This is a genomic window from uncultured Alsobacter sp., assembly GCF_945952055.1.
Lineage (GTDB): Bacteria > Pseudomonadota > Alphaproteobacteria > Rhizobiales > Beijerinckiaceae > Alsobacter.
In genome coordinates, this window is sequence record NZ_CAMFHB010000028.1 from 28759 (window position 1) to 43444 (window position 14686).

The 14686-nt window shown below is 69.5% G+C and carries 14 protein-coding genes; 10 read left to right on the forward strand and 4 right to left on the reverse strand.

Annotated features, from left to right (window positions below; all coding sequences use genetic code 11):
* Positions 1 to 13 precede the first annotated feature (13 nt).
* The 4 genes from Q0Q47_RS19440 to Q0Q47_RS19455 form a co-directional block, all read right to left on the reverse strand.
* Positions 14 to 1654, reverse strand: a complete 1641-nt coding sequence (locus Q0Q47_RS19440) for an ABC transporter ATP-binding protein (RefSeq protein ID WP_293863416.1) — start codon at positions 1652 to 1654, stop codon at positions 14 to 16.
* A complete protein-coding gene (locus Q0Q47_RS19445) occupies positions 1651 to 2529 on the reverse strand; it encodes an ABC transporter permease (RefSeq protein ID WP_293863418.1) in 879 nt (292 codons plus the stop codon). The genes Q0Q47_RS19440 and Q0Q47_RS19445 overlap by 4 nt, the downstream gene beginning before the upstream one ends.
* Positions 2526 to 3473, reverse strand: coding sequence for an ABC transporter permease (locus Q0Q47_RS19450; protein WP_293863420.1), 948 nt, complete (start codon positions 3471 to 3473; stop codon positions 2526 to 2528). Before Q0Q47_RS19450 ends, Q0Q47_RS19445 begins: the two co-directional genes overlap by 4 nt.
* 68 nt (positions 3474 to 3541) lie before the next feature.
* Positions 3542 to 5191: a TIGR04028 family ABC transporter substrate-binding protein gene (locus Q0Q47_RS19455; protein ID WP_293863422.1), complete on the reverse strand. Its 1650-nt coding sequence runs from the start codon at positions 5189 to 5191 to the stop codon at positions 3542 to 3544.
* Positions 5192 to 5513: 322 nt separating this feature from the next.
* Here Q0Q47_RS19455 and Q0Q47_RS19460 point away from each other — a divergent pair, with 322 nt between their 5' ends.
* From Q0Q47_RS19460 to Q0Q47_RS19505, 10 genes are all read left to right on the forward strand, one after another.
* Positions 5514 to 5855: a helix-turn-helix transcriptional regulator gene (locus Q0Q47_RS19460; protein ID WP_293863424.1), complete on the forward strand. Its 342-nt coding sequence runs from the start codon at positions 5514 to 5516 to the stop codon at positions 5853 to 5855.
* Positions 5852 to 6739 (forward strand): SRPBCC family protein, encoded by an 888-nt coding sequence (locus Q0Q47_RS19465; protein ID WP_293863425.1) that lies wholly within the window; start codon positions 5852 to 5854, stop codon positions 6737 to 6739. The genes Q0Q47_RS19460 and Q0Q47_RS19465 overlap by 4 nt, the downstream gene beginning before the upstream one ends.
* 407 nt (positions 6740 to 7146) lie before the next feature.
* Positions 7147 to 8154: an ABC transporter substrate-binding protein gene (locus tag Q0Q47_RS19470; protein WP_293863427.1), complete on the forward strand. Its 1008-nt coding sequence runs from the start codon at positions 7147 to 7149 to the stop codon at positions 8152 to 8154.
* 3 nt (positions 8155 to 8157) lie between these two features.
* Positions 8158 to 9009, forward strand: a complete 852-nt coding sequence (locus Q0Q47_RS19475) for an ABC transporter ATP-binding protein (RefSeq protein ID WP_293863429.1) — start codon at positions 8158 to 8160, stop codon at positions 9007 to 9009.
* Complete coding sequence (locus Q0Q47_RS19480; RefSeq protein WP_293863431.1) at positions 9006 to 9839, forward strand: ABC transporter permease; 834 nt, start codon at positions 9006 to 9008, stop codon at positions 9837 to 9839. The genes Q0Q47_RS19475 and Q0Q47_RS19480 overlap by 4 nt, the downstream gene beginning before the upstream one ends.
* 37 nt (positions 9840 to 9876) lie before the next feature.
* Positions 9877 to 11229, forward strand: coding sequence for an FAD-dependent oxidoreductase (locus Q0Q47_RS19485; RefSeq protein ID WP_293863433.1), 1353 nt, complete (start codon positions 9877 to 9879; stop codon positions 11227 to 11229).
* A complete protein-coding gene (locus Q0Q47_RS19490) occupies positions 11226 to 12392 on the forward strand; it encodes a CaiB/BaiF CoA-transferase family protein (protein ID WP_293863435.1) in 1167 nt (388 codons plus the stop codon). Before Q0Q47_RS19485 ends, Q0Q47_RS19490 begins: the two co-directional genes overlap by 4 nt.
* Entirely contained in the window at positions 12392 to 13168 is a 777-nt protein-coding gene (locus Q0Q47_RS19495; RefSeq protein ID WP_293863437.1) for an enoyl-CoA hydratase-related protein, read from the forward strand. The genes Q0Q47_RS19490 and Q0Q47_RS19495 overlap by 1 nt, the downstream gene beginning before the upstream one ends.
* Before the next feature lie 106 nt (positions 13169 to 13274).
* A complete protein-coding gene (gene fdxA / locus Q0Q47_RS19500) occupies positions 13275 to 13613 on the forward strand; it encodes a ferredoxin (protein ID WP_293863439.1) in 339 nt (112 codons plus the stop codon).
* 4 nt (positions 13614 to 13617) lie between these two features.
* A complete protein-coding gene (locus Q0Q47_RS19505; RefSeq protein WP_293863441.1) occupies positions 13618 to 14526 on the forward strand; it encodes a LysR family transcriptional regulator in 909 nt (302 codons plus the stop codon).
* Positions 14527 to 14686 lie beyond the last annotated feature (160 nt).

A 14686-nucleotide genomic window follows, 5' to 3' on the forward strand; every position in this document is an offset into this window, starting at 1 on the left:
TTGGCGGGTGCCGTCATTCGGCGGCTTGCAGGCGACGCCCGGGGACCGCGTCGATGAGGTCGCGGGTGTAGGCGGTCAGGGGGTGCAGGAAGACGTCCTGGACCGGGCCGCTCTCCACGATGCGGCCCTGCTGCAGGACGCTCACCGTGTCGGCGATCTGCCGGACGACGGCGAGGTCGTGGGACACGAAGAGGTAGGTCAGGCCACGTTCGCGTTGCAGTTCGTCGAGCAGGGCGAGGATCTGGGCCTGGACCGTCACGTCCAGGGCCGAGACCGCTTCGTCGAGCACGAGGATCGCCGGATCCAGCACGAGGGCGCGGGCGATCGCCACGCGCTGGCGCTGGCCGCCGGACAGCGCCGCGGGCGGCCTGCCGAAGGTCGCGCCCGGCAGACCGACACGCTCGAGCAGCGTCTCGGCCCTGCGTCGTCGGTCGGCCGCCGGCACGGGTGCGAAGTTGAGGAGAGGTTCCTCGACGATGGCGCGGATCGACTGGCGCGGATCGAGGGAGGCGAAGGGGTTCTGGTAGACCAGCTGGATGGTGCGCCGCCATTGCCGCAGCGCCTCGCCCCGCAGCGACGCGACGTCCGCGCCGGCCACCTGCACACGCCCGGACGTGGGGGACTGGAAGCCGACCACGGTGCGGCTCGCCGTGGTCTTGCCCGACCCGGACTCGCCCACGAGCGCGTGGGTCGTGCCCGCTGCGACCGAGAAGCCGATGCGGTCGAGCGCCCGGAAGGTGCCGCGGCGATCCCCCGTCACGGAGAAGTCGACGGTGAGATCCTCCACCACGATCGCAGGCTCGCCGGGCGTCGAGGCCGGGCGAGGCCGGCGCTGCGCGGCGCGCGCCAGGGAGGGCGCGTCGGCCAGGAGTTGGCGCGTGTAGGGCTGGGTGGGACGGGCGAGCACGTCGCGCGCGGCCCCCTGTTCCTGGATGCGGCCGTGCTGGAGAACCACCACCCGATCGGCCCTGTCGGCGGCGATGCCGAGGTCGTGGGTCACCAGCAGCACCGCCGTGCCGGTCTCGGCGCGCAGGTCGTCGATCAGGTCGAGGATGCGACGCTGCACGGTCACGTCGAGCGCGCTCGTGGGTTCGTCCGCGATGATCAGGTCCGGCTTCAACGCCACCGCGATCGCAATCAGGACGCGCTGGCGCATGCCGCCGGAGAGTTCGTGCGGGTACTGCCGGGCGCGGAGTTCCGGATCCGAGAGACCGACCCGCGTGAGCAGTTCGAGCACCCGGCGGTCGATCTCGGCACGGTCGCGATAGCCGTGGATGCGGAAGATCTCACCGACCTGCGCCCCGATGGTGCGCACGGGGTTGAGGGAGTTCCCCGGATCCTGTGGCACCAGGCTGATCCGCGCCCCCCGCAGGCCATCGAGGCGGTCCTGTGACCAGTCCGAGATCGGCGTCCCGTTGAGGCGAACCGTGCCGCTGTCGATGCGTCCGTTCTCGGGCAGGAGCCCGATGACCGACTGGCCGATGGTGGTCTTGCCGGACCCGGACTCCCCGACGAGGGCGACCACCTCTCCCGCACGGATGTCGAGGCTGACACCGTGCACGACGCGCGTGCGGCCGGCGGCGGTCGCGTAGGAGACGACGAGATCCTCGATCGACAGCAGCGGCGGGGGAGAGACGTCCACAGGCGCGCTCATGCCGACCTCCCGCGAAGCGACAGGCTGATGCGGTTGGCCGAGAGGACGGCGGCGACGACGAACAATCCTGGAAAGGTGGTGAGCCACCATGCGGTCGAGATGTAGTTGCGCCCCTCGGCGATCAGCAGGCCCCATTCGGGGGTGGGCGGCGGTGCACCGTAGCCCAGGAAGCCCAGGGTGGAGATCTGAAGGATCGCGCTGCCGAACTGGAGGGCGGCCAGCGCCAGGACCGCGTTGAGCGAGTTGGGCAGGACGTGGCGCCACAGGACCGCGAAGAAACGGCCCCCGCTGCCGAAGGCGGCCTCGACATAGTCGGACCGCCGAACGCGCACCACCTCCGCGCGGGCAAGCCTCGCGAAGCTGGCCACCGAGGCGACGCCGACGGCGATGGCGGCGTTCACCGTTCCGAAGCCGAGCAGGATGATGATGCTGAGCGACAGCAGCAGGGCCGGCACGGCCAGCAGGACGTCGACGAGCCGCATGACGGCGTCGTCGATGCGCCGGCCGGACGAGCCCGCGACCACCCCGAGCAGCGTGCCGACGACGAGGCCGACGGCCACTGCCACCACGGCGCCCGACAGCGTGTTCACCGCTCCGTAGACGATCCGCGCGAAGAGGTCGCGGCCGAGTTCGTCTGTACCGAGCCAGTGCACGAGCGAGGGCGCCTGCCGCCGTTCGAGCGGACTGCCATCGACGGGGTCGTGGCCCGTGAAAAGCCAGGGCACGACGGCGAAGGCGGCGACGATGCCGATGACGCCCCAGGAGATCCACAGTCCGGGATGAAACGACCGGCGCAGGCGCGACGTCGACGTCCGCAGGTCCAGGCGGTGCGGCGTGGCAGGCGCGGCCTGCTGCTCGAAGGGCACGTCGGTCATGTGGTGGCTCCAACGGTCTTGCGCAGGCGGGGGTCGATCAGCGGATAGAGGAGGTCGACCGCCAGGTTGATGAGGACGAAGCCGGCGGCGGAGATGACCACCACCGCCTGCAGGACGGCGGCGTCCTGGTTGTTGACGGCCTGCTCCGTCATCCGGCCGATGCCGTTGAGGCCGAACACGGTCTCGGTCACGACGGCGCCCGCGAGCAGCTCGCCGAACAGGACGCCGGCGAGCGTGAGGGTCGGCCCCAGCGCGTTGCGCAGCACGTGCCGGAACAGCACCCAGCGGGACGAGGCGCCCTTGGCCCGGGCGACGGTGACGAAGGGCTGCGTGCGGACCTCGTCGATGGCCCGGATCAGCACCTGTGCGAGGGGCGCGGAGATCGGCACCGCCAGCGTGAGGACCGGGAGGACGAGGCCCTCCCACTCGCCCGCTCCGATCACCGGGATCAGCTTCAGGCGGAAGGAGAAGATCTGGATCAGCACGATCCCCAGCCAGAACACCGGAACGGAGACGAACAGCGGCGGCAGGCCGCGCAGGAGGGAGCGGAGCCAGCGCAAGCCCGTGAGGCTGGACACGACCGCAATGGTGCCGGCCAGCAGGGTCGCGACGGCGAAGCCCAGCGCGGTCAGCCAGGCGGTGGCCGGCAAGTTGGCCAGGATCGCCTCGGTCACCGGCACGCCGCGCTGGATCGAGTAGCCGAAATGGCCCTGCAGGAAACCGGCGAGCGTGTGGACATACTGCAGGAGAACGGGCTCGTCGGCGCCGTAGGCGAGCCGGATCTCGGCGATCTGCTGGGGCGACAGGCCCAGGTCGCCACCTTCGAACTTGATCAGGATCGCATCGCCGGGCAGCAGTTGCAGCAGGACGAACGAGGCGGTGAAGGCCGCCCACAGGACGAGCAGGGCCTGGCCGAGCCGGCCGACGAGATAGCGCGACGACATTGGAGGGGTGTCCCGTGCTGGGCCGTTGGGGAGACCCGCCCGCGGCCGCGCCGCGGGCGGGCCCTGGCTCACTTCTTGTCGAGCCAGGTGTTGTAGAAGCTCGGCCGCCCGACCGCCTCGAAGGCGAGGCCCTTGACGTAGGGCGCGGCGGCGAAGGCCTGCGGCTCCTCGAAGATCGGGATGGCGTAGGCCTGATCGACGACGTAGCGCTGGATGTCGCCGGCCACGGCGAGGCGCTTCTGGTCGTCAACCTCGGACGCCACGGCCTCCAGCAGCCCGTTCAGCCTGGCGTCGACGAAGCCCTGCACCTTGGAGCTCTGGCCGCCCTTCTGCCGCAGGACGTCACGATTTGCGGGGTGGTACTGGCTCTTGATGACGTCGGGATCGGCGCGGCCGACCATGGCCGGAGAGACGGGCGTCTTCAGTGGATCGAGGTCGTCCGCGACGCGGCTTCCGGCATCGCCGGCGAGCACGTTCAGCTTCACGCCCACCTTGGCCCATTGCTGCGCCACGAGCTGCAGGGTGGCCTTGTTCTGGGGCTGCGGCAGGGACTCGTAGGCGGTCAGCACCAGCTCCTTCCCGTCCTTCTGGCGCAGGCCGTTGCCGGTGCGGGTCCATCCCGCTTCGTCGAGCAGTGCGTTGGCCCTGGCCAGATCGAAGCCGAGCTTGTCCGCGATGTTGACGTAGCCCGCCGCGGTGGAGGCGATGATGGAGGTGGCCTGCGGATAGTTGGGCGAGAACAGCGTCTGCACGATTTCCTTCGCGTTGGTTGCGTGCAGCAGCGCCTTGCGGACGCGCAGGTCGGCGACGAGCGGGTTGTCCGGACGGAAGACGACACTGTTGTTCACGCCCCGGGTGGATGGCGCGTAGATGACGTATTTCGCCGCCTCGACCTGCTTCTCGTCGTAGGCCTGGATCTGGCGGATCACGTCGGCCTGTCCGGCCAGCAGCGCCCCGATGCGCACGCTGTCCTCGGCCGTGATGAGGTACCGGATCTGATCCAGGTAGGGGCGGCCCTGGTTGGCGGAGGACTTCGGCGCCCAGGCGTAGTCCTTGCGCGCGGTGAGAAGCAGTTCCTTGCCGAGCACCTGCTTCGAGACGACGAAGGGGCCCGAGCCGACGATCTTCGTGGCGTCGCCCAGGTCCTCGAACTTGCGGTCGAGCGTGGCGGGCGACACGAGGCCGGAGCCGATCACCGACGTGCCCTGCAGGAAGCCCGGCGACGGCTTCGAAAAGACGAACTTCACCGTGTAGGGGTCGAGGACTTCGCTGCGCTCGTAGTTGTTGATCACCTCCGAGACCGGCAGCTTGAGCTCCTTGTTGCCCCGGCCGAACGCGTCGTAGTTCTTCGCCACCGCGGCGGCGTCGAGCGGCGTTCCGTCCGAGAACGTGACGCCCTTGCGGATCTTGAAGACGTACTCGGTCTTGTCCTCGTTGACGGCCCAGGCCTCGGCGATCCAGGGCTCGATCGCGAGCGTCTGCGGGTTCTGGTAGGTCAGCTTGTCGGTGATCTGGTTCAGGATCCCGCCGTTCGGATAGAACCCGCCCGCGGGCGGGTACAGGTTCGTATGGGCCTGCTGCTCGAGATAGACGAGCGTGCCCCCGGCCTTCGGCGTCGGGGACTGCGCCCAGCCGGGCGCGCTGGCGAGGCCGATGCCGACGACGAGACCGGCGAGGACGATGCGGCGCGAGACACTGAGCGAAGACGTCACGGTCATTCCCCGGAGTTGATGCGGCGCGCGCCGGATGGCGGGCCGCGCTGTCTGTTTCGGACCCATCCGCGGCCGCTCGCCGCGCCGGTCCAATGAGGGAAATCGTGCTCTGGAATCGTTCGTTTCGTCAAACGAAATGTTCTTCTAAAAGAACTCTCGAGATGCGATGGTTTTTCTCCGCGGGGGCGCGCTTCAGGAAGACCATTCTTTGCTTGCGCCCCCCCTCACGACCGCGATCCGACGCCGCTGAACGTCGGGCCCGGCTGACGCTTAGCGCCTTGGCTAAGTTTTTCTTGCAGCCCCTCGCGCTTCGCTTATACTTAGCCACATGGCTAAGCATGATCCCGACCTCTCCGTGCTCTTCCACGCACTCGCCGACCCGACGCGCCGGGCGATCCTGAGCCGGCTGGCCGAGGCGCCGGCGGGCGTCACGGACCTCGCCGGACCGACGGGCCTGCGCCTGCCGACCGTGATGCGGCACCTCTCGGTGCTGGAGGAGGCGGGGCTCATCAGGACGTCCAAGGACGGCCGGGTACGCACCTGCGCCATGGTGCCGGAGGCACTGGAGCCGGCGCGGAGCTGGCTCGACGAACAGCGGGCTCTCTGGGAATCCCGGCTCGACCGGCTGGAGGCCTTCGTGATGACCGTGATGAAGGAGAAGACGCCATGACGCACGACACCGGGAGCCGTTTTTCGACGCTCACCTTCGGCCGCGACGTCGCCGCGCCCCCCGCCGTGCTGTGGCAGGCCTGGACGGCCCCCGCGGCGCGGGCGGTGTGGGCGTCGCCCTCGCCTGCCGTCACCGTCGCGTTCGTCGAGGCCGACACGCGGGTCGGCGGACGCGAGGTGTCGCTGTGCAAGGTCGAAGGCCAGCCGGACATCCACTGCGCGTGCGGCTGGCTGGTGCTCGACCCCGGTCGGCGCAGCGTCAACTCAGAGGTCGTGTCGGTCGCGGGGGTGCCGCAGTCGGCCGCCCTCGTCACGGCCGACCTCACCGGGACTGACGGCGGGAGCCGCCTCGCCGTCACCGTGCAGCTCGCCTCGCTGGCGGCGGACATGGAGGCCGGCTACCGCGAGGGCTTCGGCGCCGGGCTCGACAACCTCGCCGGCGTCGCCGAACGCACCATGATCCTCGAGCGCGTCATCGCCGCGCCGCGCGCTCTCGTGTGGGGCGCGTGGATGAATGCCGAGACGCTGCCGCGCTGGTGGGGACCGGAGGGGTTCTCGTGCCGGACGAAGCGGATCGACCTGCGCACGGACGGCGAGTGGGTGTTCGACATGATCGGGCCCGACGGGACCGTGTTCCCCAACCACCACCTCTACCACGAGGTCCGGCCGGACGAGCGGATCCGCTACTCCCTGCTGTGGGGCGAGAACGGCCCGAAGCACGCCGATGCCTGGGCCTCGTTCGAGGAGCACGAGGGCAAGACCCGGGTGATCCTGGGCATGGTGTTCAGCACGGCGGCGGAGTTCCAGACCGCCAAGGGCTTCGGCGCGATCGAGCTCGGCCAGCAGACGCTGGGCAAGCTGGAGACGATGGTGCTGGGGCGGTAGAGGCCCTCGCTGTCCTGCACTTCCACCTGCCTCCCATGCCCCTCATCCTGAGCCGGCCCGAAGGGCCGAGTCGAAGGACGCACACGTGGGCCGCTGTAACATGCTGCGTCCTTCGACTCGGCCGCTCCGCGGCCGGCTCAGGATGAGGGGATTGGGTGACTTTCGAAGCCAACTCGTCGCCCGATTTGGTGCCCAATCCGCTCCTCTTCCCAACACCTCACTCCCAATCTGCCCCTGCAACGGGCATTCCCGCCTCGTTTTGCCCCTCCCCTGAGCGTGTGCGCTTTTTTCGTACGCATCTGCCGAAAACAAACGCTTTTCGAGACAGGGCAGCGGTGGTTCACTCCGACTCCGGCAGCCCGCGGACGGCCGTTCCGGCGGGCAGAACAACGCAGGAGGGGTGCGTCATGGACCGTCGGAATTTCCTGAAGACCACAGCTGGGGTCGCCGCGACGGCACCCTTCGTCAGCGTGTCCGCCTTCGGGCAGGGCAAGCCCACCGTCAATCTCCAGCTCGGCTGGCTGCTCTCGGGCAACCAGATCGGCGAGGTCTGCGCCAAGCAGATGGGCTACTACGACGCCGAGGGCATCGACCTGAAGTTCCAGGCGGGCGGCCCCAGCATCGACGGCGTCGCCGTGGTGGCGGCCGGCCGGTTCGAGGTGGGCCAGGTCTCGTCGAGCCCCTCGCTCATGCTCGCCGCCTCGCAGGACATCCCGGTCGTGTGCTTCGCCACCGGCGCGCAGGTGCACCCCTACACCTTCTTCTCGCTGAAGAAGAACCCGGTGCGCGAAGCCAAGGACATGGTGGGCAAGAAGGTCGGCATCCAGGCCACGGGCGTCATCCTGCTGCGCGCCCTGCTCGCCAAGAACAACATCCCCGAGAGCGCCGTCACGATCGTGACGATCGGCGCCGACATGGCCCCGCTCATGACCGGCCAGGTCGACGTCGTCACCGGCTGGCTCACCAACACCACCGCGCTCGGCGTGCTGGGTCCCGATCGGGTGGACCTGCGGCTCTGGGACACCGGCGTGAAGCTCTACGCCCTGCCCTATTACGCCACCGCCGAGACCATCAAGACCAAGAAGGACGTGCTGGCCAAGTTCGTGAAGGCCACCGGCAAGGGCTGGGCCTTCGCCCACGCCAACCGCGACAAGGCGGTCGAGATGCTGGTGAAGGAGTTCCCCAACCTCGTCGCCAAGGACGAGCGCGAGGCCCTCGACGTCATGCTCCAGTACGCCTTCTCGCCCAAGACCGCGGCCGAGGGCTGGGGCACGATGGACCCGGCCGTGTGGCAGGACCAGATCGACCTCTACGCCAAGCTCGGCCAGTTCTCGAAGCGCACGCCGAAGCTCGAGGAGGTCATGACCATGGACATCCTCAAGATGACGGCCGACGGCCGCCCGAAGATCGGCTGAGCCATGGCGCTCGCAACGGGCCACGCCGCTGCGGCGGCCACCGGAGCAGGGAGGGCGGTCGCGGGGGCAGTGGCTCCGGCCGCCGGTCCCGCAGCGGTCGATTGCCGCAACGTCACGGTCCGTTTCGTCACGGACCGGCGCACCGTCACGGCGCTGGAAAACGTCTCGTTCGCGGTGGGTCAGGGAGGCTTCCTCAGCCTCCTCGGCCCATCGGGATGCGGCAAGTCCACGCTGCTGCGCGTCGTCGCCGACCTCATCGCGCCGACCGGCGGATCGATGTCCGTCTTCGGCATGACGCCGGAGCAGGCCCGCGCCAAGCGCTCGCTGGGCTTCGTCTTCCAGGACGCGGCGCTGCTGCCCTGGCGCACGGCCCTGCAGAACGTCGAACTTCCCCTCGAAGTCGGCGGCACCAAGGGCCTGCCCAAGGGCGCGCCGACCCCGAAGGAACTGCTCGCCCTCGTCGGCCTCGCCGGCTGGGAGAACAGCTTCCCGCATGAACTGTCCGGCGGCATGCGCCAGCGCGTGTCGATCGCCCGGGCGCTGCTCGGCGGGCCGCGGCTGCTGCTGATGGACGAGCCCTTCGGCGCGCTCGACGAGATCACGCGCGACCGGCTCAACGAGGAGCTGCGACGCATCTGGGCCGAGACGGGGACCACCATTCTCTTCGTCACCCACTCGGTCTACGAGGCCATGTTCCTGGGCGAGCAGGTGCTGGTGCTCGCCGCCAATCCGGGGCGCGTCGCCGACCTCGTGGACATCGACCTGCCGAAGGACCGCGACCTCAAGATCCGCGAGACCGAGGCCTTCGTGCGCATCGCCTCGCGGCTGCGCGACTCGCTGGGGAGGGGATCATGACCGCGACGACCGACGTCACGCTCCTGCCCGACGCCGCCACGGCGGAAGCCGAGTACCGGCTGCGCAAGCGCCGCGAGATGTGGCGCCGCCGGCTCCTGCCGGTCGCCGGCATCGGCTCGGCGCTGCTCTTGTGGGCCGCGCTCGTCTACCTGCTCAAGGTGCCGCCCTTCATCGCGCCCTCGCCGGTGCTCGTCATCACGACGCTCTACAACAAGTTCGGTCTGCTCATGACCAACCTGTTGCCGACGATGATCGAGGCGGTCTCGGGCTTCCTGCTGGGCAACGTCGCGGCGATCGTCATCGCCACCGTCTTCGTCCACAAGAAGACGATGGAAGAGGCGTTCTTCCCGCTGGTCGTGATCATCAACACGATCCCGGTCGTGGCAAAGGCGCCGATCCTCGTGCTGCTGCTCGGCAACGGCATGGAGCCGAAGATCGCCATCGCGGCGCTGATCTGCTTCTTCCCCACGCTGGTGAACATGGTGCGGGGCCTGGAGTCGGTGAACCCGCAGGCCATGGAGCTGATGCGGGTACTCTCGGCCTCCAAGTCCGAGGTGTTCTTCAAGCTGCGGCTCTACAACTCCCTGCCGTACCTGTTCTCGGCGCTGAAGATCTCGGCCTCGACGTCCGTCATCGGCGCCATCGTCGGCGAATGGATCGGCACCACGTCCGGCATCGGCGCTCTGATCATCCAGGCGACCTACGCCTTCGATTCCGCCCTGCTCTACGCCACCGTCATCGTCGGCTCATGCTTCTCGATGGTCTTCTTCCTGACCATCACGCTCGCCGAACGCCTCGTGGTGCGCTGGCAGGCCCCCGTGGGGCACTGAGCGCCCGCATCAATCCGTTCCCCGCAAGGAGACGTCCATGACCGCCATCGACCGGATCGAGGAGAGCGAAGGCACCGCCCGCATCGTCGCGCGCAGCGACGTGGTGGTGGTGGGCGGCGGGCCCGCCGGCTTCGCCGCCGCCATGGCTGCCCGCCGCGAGGGCGCCAGCGTCACCCTCGTCGAGCGCTATCCCTATCTCGGCGGCCTCGCGTCCGGCGGCATGGTGCTGGTGCTCGACGACATGCACAACGGCGACGAGGTGACCGTCACCGGCGTGTGCATGGAGATGATCGAGCGCATGGCCAAGGTCGGCGCGGCGGTGTTCCCGCCGCCCGAGGACCGCCGCCAGGGCTGGGACGTCTACAAGAAATGGGCCCGCTGGGGCGCCTTCGACTTCCGCGCGCAGACCAAGCCGCAGCCGATCGTGATGGCCGCGGCCTTCGATCCCGATGGCTGGAAGCGCGTGTCGAACGAGATGGTGGCCGAGGCCGGCGTCGACGTGCGCCTGCACTCCTGGTTCTCGAAGGCCATCGTGCGCGACGGCCGGATCCGCGGCGTCATCTGCGAGACCAAGGCGGGCCGCGAGGCGATCATGGGCGAGGTCGTCATCGACACGACCGGCGACCTCGACGTCGCGGCGGCGGCCGGCGCGAAGTTCAACGAGGGCAAGTATATCGTCACCACCGTCTTCAGGCTCGGCGGCGTCGATACCGAGGCGGCCGAGCGCTTCCGCGAGGAGGACCCGGAGACCTACGCCAAGGTCGACCGCCAGGCGAAGCGCGTGATGGGCGGCTCCTGGGACTTCTGGTGGCTGAAGACGCCCCTGCCCGGGATCGTCTGGTGCAACTGCCCGCACATGACCGGCTTCGACGCGCTGAAGGTCGAGGACCTGACGCGCGCCGACTTCGAGGGTCGCAAGCGCCTCTACGCGCTGCTCGACTTCGTGCGCGCCAACATGCCGGGATTCGAAAAGGCCTTCGTCGTCGACGTGGCGCCGCAGCTCGGCGTGCGCACGACGCGGCTGCTCGAGGGCGAGTACGTGGTGACCAAGGACGACGTGAACGACCGCGTGTGGTTCCACGACACGGTGGCGCGCGGGCGCGACTACTACACGCCCTACCGCTCCATGCTGCCCAAGGAGGTCGACCGGCTCATCGTCGCCGGCCGCCACTACTCGGCGACGGAGAGCGCGCAGAAGATGTCGCGAGAGATCCCGCCCTGCATGTCCATGGGCCAGTCGGCCGGCGTCGCCGCCGCGCTGGCGGCCTCGGGCGGCATCTCGCCGCGCCGTGTCGACGTGTCCGCCATCCGCGCCAAGGTCAGGGCGCAGGGCGGCGATCCGGGCGATCGCCCGTCCGCCAATGCCAAGCTCACGGAGAATGCCGCGTGACCGCCGCCACGGAGCTCCCGCTTGCCGGGATCAAGATCGTCGACTTCACCCAGGTGATGATGGGCCCCGTCGCCACGCAGATGCTGGCCGACTTCGGCGCCGACGTGATCAAGGTCGAGCGCCCGCCGACGGGTGACTTGTCGCGCACCTCCTTCCCCAACGACCCGGCCGGGCTCACCGGCCCGGTGTTCTGCTCGCTCAACCGCAATAAGCGTTCCATCGTGCTCGACCTGCGCAAGCAGGAGGCCAAGGACGCGGTGCTGCGGCTCATCGAGAGCGCCGACGTGGTGGTGAACAACTTCCGCGCCGGGGTGATGGAGCGCATGGGCTTCGGCTGGGAGGACCTGCGCAAGGTGAATCCGCGCCTCATCTACGCGGTGGGCACCGGCTACGGCCTCGTCGGCCCCTATGCCCACAAGGGCGGGCAGGACGTGCTGGCGCAGGCCATGTCCGGCGTGATGGCGAGGAAGTCCAACGAGGACGATCCGCTGTCGATCTACTCGACGACCTTCGCCGACTATTCGGCCGGCATGCACCTCGTCCAGGGCGTGCTGCTGGCCCTGCTGCAGCGGCACAAGACCGGGCGTGGGCAGCGCATCAGCGTGTCGCTGCTCGACTCGATGCTGGCGGCCCAGACCCAGGAAGCGGCCGCGGCGATGATGCGCGGCAAGGAAGTGAACTGGGGCGCCATGCCGCTCACCGGCGTGTTCCGCACCACGGACGGCGCACTCGTGATGGTCGGCGCCTTCAAGGCCCACCCGCTGAAGGACATCGGCACGGCGCTGGGCCTGCCCACCGTGCACGAGGACCCGCGCTTCCAGGGCCATGCCCTGCAGGTGGAGAACAAGCGGGCGCTGCAGGCGATCTTCCGCGAGCGCTTCGCCACCAACACCACGGCCCACTGGCTGGCGAAGCTCGAGGAGCAGGACCTGCTCTGCGCGCCCGTGCGCACGCTCACCGAGGCGCTCGCCGACGAGCAGACGCGCATCAACGGCATGATCCTGGAGACGCGCAACAGCATCGAAACGGTGCGCGTGGTGGGCTCGCCCGTGCACATGGACGACGCCCCCGTCACCATCCGCATCCCGCCGGCCGAACTCGGCGCGCATACGGACGCCGTGCTGGCCGAGATCGGGCTGGCGCCGGCCGAGAAGGTCGCCTGATGCCGATCCATTTCACCGTCGCCGACCACGTCGCGCGGGTCACGATCGACCGGCCCGAGGTGCTCAACGCCATCGACGCGGCGAGCGAGAAGGAGCTCCAGGACATCTGGGCCCGGATCGAGGCCGACCGCTCGGTGCGCGCCGTGGTGCTCACGGGAACTGGCGACCGGGCCTTCTGCGCCGGCGCCGACATGAAGGGCGGCAGCGGTGCGTCGGGCCTGCAGTACTGGGCCATGCCGCGGCCCGGCGGCTTCGGCGGCATCGCGCTGCGCGAGACGCTGGACGTCCCCGTCATCGCCCGGGTCAACGGCCACGCCATGGGCGGCGGCTTCGAGATGGTGCTGGGTTGCGACATCGTGGTCGCGGCCGAGGAGGCGGGGTTCGCCCTCCCGGAGGCGCGGGTGGGCCGCATGCCGCTCGACGGCGGCATGGTGCTGCTGCAGCGGCAGATCCCGTTCCGGCAGGCCATGGGCGTGATGCTGACCGGGCGCCGCATCCCGGCGGCCGAAGGCTACCGGATGGGCTTCGTCAACGAGGTCGTGCCGCGGGCCGATCTCGACGCCGCGGTCGAGCGCTGGCTTGCGGACATTCTCGCCTGCGCGCCGCTCTCAATCCGGGCCATCAAGCAGGTCGTTCGTCGGACCGCCCAGTTGTCGGCCGCCGAGGCCCAGGCGCAGAAGCTTCCGGCGCTCGTCGAGGCTTTGAATTCCGAGGACTCGCAGGAGGGCGTCAAGGCGTTCGTCGAGAAGCGCAAGCCGGTCTGGCGAGGGCGCTAGCGCATGCTGCGAAAAAGTGGGAACCGGTTTTTCGAACCAAGTATGCGCACACGAAAGAACTCAGCCTGCGCTGAGCTTCGCCAGACGCACAGGGCAGGCTGAACCCATGCCGTTCGTCATCACGGATGCCTGCATCGACGTGAAGGACAAGGCCTGCGTGGCCGCCTGCCCGGTCGACTGCATCTACGAGGGCGGGCGCACGCTCTACATCCAGCCGGAGGAGTGCATCGACTGCGGGCTGTGCGAGACCGTCTGCCCGGTCGATGCCATCCGGGCCGACGACGAGCTGCCCCCTGAGCTGTCTCAGTGGCTGGCCGTGAACGTCGAGTTCTTCGGGCCGGAGGTCACCGGCTGGGGCCGGCCCGGCGGGGCCGACAAGCGCTACACGACCGACAAGGACCATCCGGTCGTCGCGGCCTGGCCGGCCCGCGATCCCGCAGCCTGACCCCGTGCACGCGGCCGCCCTGTCCTACTTCCGCGAGGTCGCGCGATCCGGCTCGATCCGTCGCGCCTCCGGCGTGCTGAATGTCGCGGCGAGCGCGCTCAACCGGCAGATCCTGAAGCTCGAGGACGAGCTCGGCACGCCGCTCTTCGACCGGCTGCCCGGCGGCATGCGCCTGACGGTGGCGGGCGAAATGCTGCTCGCCCACGTCAACGACACCCTGCACGAGTTCGACCGCATCCGCGCGGCCATCGACGACCTGAAGGAGGCGCGCTCCGGACATGTGGGGATCGCCGCGCTCGACTCGCTGCTGGTCGACTTCCTGCCCCGCGCGCTGGACCGCTTCCGGGTCGATTTCCCGGCGGTGAACTACACCGTCACCGCCCACCAGCCGGCCGACATCCCGCGCATGGTGAGCGACGGAGACGCCGACTTCGCCTTCACCTTCGTGCCCCCGCAGCCGGCGGCGGGCGTGCGCTTCCTCGCCGAGGTCAGCGCTCCGATCGGCGTCATCATGCGCGCCGACCATCCGCTGGCCTCCCGCCTCGCGCTCTCCTTCGAGGACGTCGCGCGCTTCCCCATCTTCACCCAGCCGGGTCCCCTGCCCCGCGCCGCCGATGCCGACCCCGAGTTCGCCGCCTTCCGCGCCTCGATCCGGCCGCGGCTGGAGTCCAACTCCATCCAGATGCTGAAGCTCTGCGTCATGCTCAACATGGGCATCGCCTTCTTCACGCGGCTCGGCTTCCTGCACGACATCGAGACCGGCGAACTCGCCTGGCGCCCCTTCGTGTCGCCCGGCATCAACAAGCTGCGCATCGGCCTGCTGGTGCCCGCGACCCGGGCGCTCAGCCCGCCGGCCCAGCAGCTGGCGCGGCGGTTGGCCGACGACCTGAACCGGTTCGCGGCGACGGTGTGAGCACCCAAGTCTTGGGGAGGACCAGCACACATCTCTCTGCCGTCCTGGCCGGGCTCGGCCCGGCCATCCACGACTTTGGAGCGGTTGAGAGCTCTAGTCGTGGGTGCCCGGGCCAAGCCCGGGCATGACGCGCGGAGGGATTGCCACCTTGAGAACGGTG

Excerpts from the sequence above, each read along its gene's own strand:
- Q0Q47_RS19495 (WP_293863437.1), top strand. The coding sequence starts at position 12,392 with ATGCCGATCCATTTCACCGTCGCCGACCACGTCGCGCGGGTCACGATC.
- Q0Q47_RS19445 (WP_293863418.1), bottom strand. The coding sequence starts at position 2,529 with ATGACCGACGTGCCCTTCGAGCAGCAGGCCGCGCCTGCCACGCCGCAC.
- Q0Q47_RS19480 (WP_293863431.1), top strand. The coding sequence starts at position 9,006 with ATGACCGCGACGACCGACGTCACGCTCCTGCCCGACGCCGCCACGGCG.
- Q0Q47_RS19460 (WP_293863424.1), top strand. The coding sequence starts at position 5,514 with ATGGCTAAGCATGATCCCGACCTCTCCGTGCTCTTCCACGCACTCGCC.
- Q0Q47_RS19440 (WP_293863416.1), bottom strand. The coding sequence starts at position 1,654 with ATGAGCGCGCCTGTGGACGTCTCTCCCCCGCCGCTGCTGTCGATCGAG.
- Q0Q47_RS19465 (WP_293863425.1), top strand. The coding sequence starts at position 5,852 with ATGACGCACGACACCGGGAGCCGTTTTTCGACGCTCACCTTCGGCCGC.
- Q0Q47_RS19455 (WP_293863422.1), bottom strand. The coding sequence starts at position 5,191 with ATGACCGTGACGTCTTCGCTCAGTGTCTCGCGCCGCATCGTCCTCGCC.
- Q0Q47_RS19450 (WP_293863420.1), bottom strand. The coding sequence starts at position 3,473 with ATGTCGTCGCGCTATCTCGTCGGCCGGCTCGGCCAGGCCCTGCTCGTC.
- fdxA (WP_293863439.1), top strand. The coding sequence starts at position 13,275 with ATGCCGTTCGTCATCACGGATGCCTGCATCGACGTGAAGGACAAGGCC.
- Q0Q47_RS19485 (WP_293863433.1), top strand. The coding sequence starts at position 9,877 with ATGACCGCCATCGACCGGATCGAGGAGAGCGAAGGCACCGCCCGCATC.
- Q0Q47_RS19470 (WP_293863427.1), top strand. The coding sequence starts at position 7,147 with ATGGACCGTCGGAATTTCCTGAAGACCACAGCTGGGGTCGCCGCGACG.
- Q0Q47_RS19475 (WP_293863429.1), top strand. The coding sequence starts at position 8,158 with ATGGCGCTCGCAACGGGCCACGCCGCTGCGGCGGCCACCGGAGCAGGG.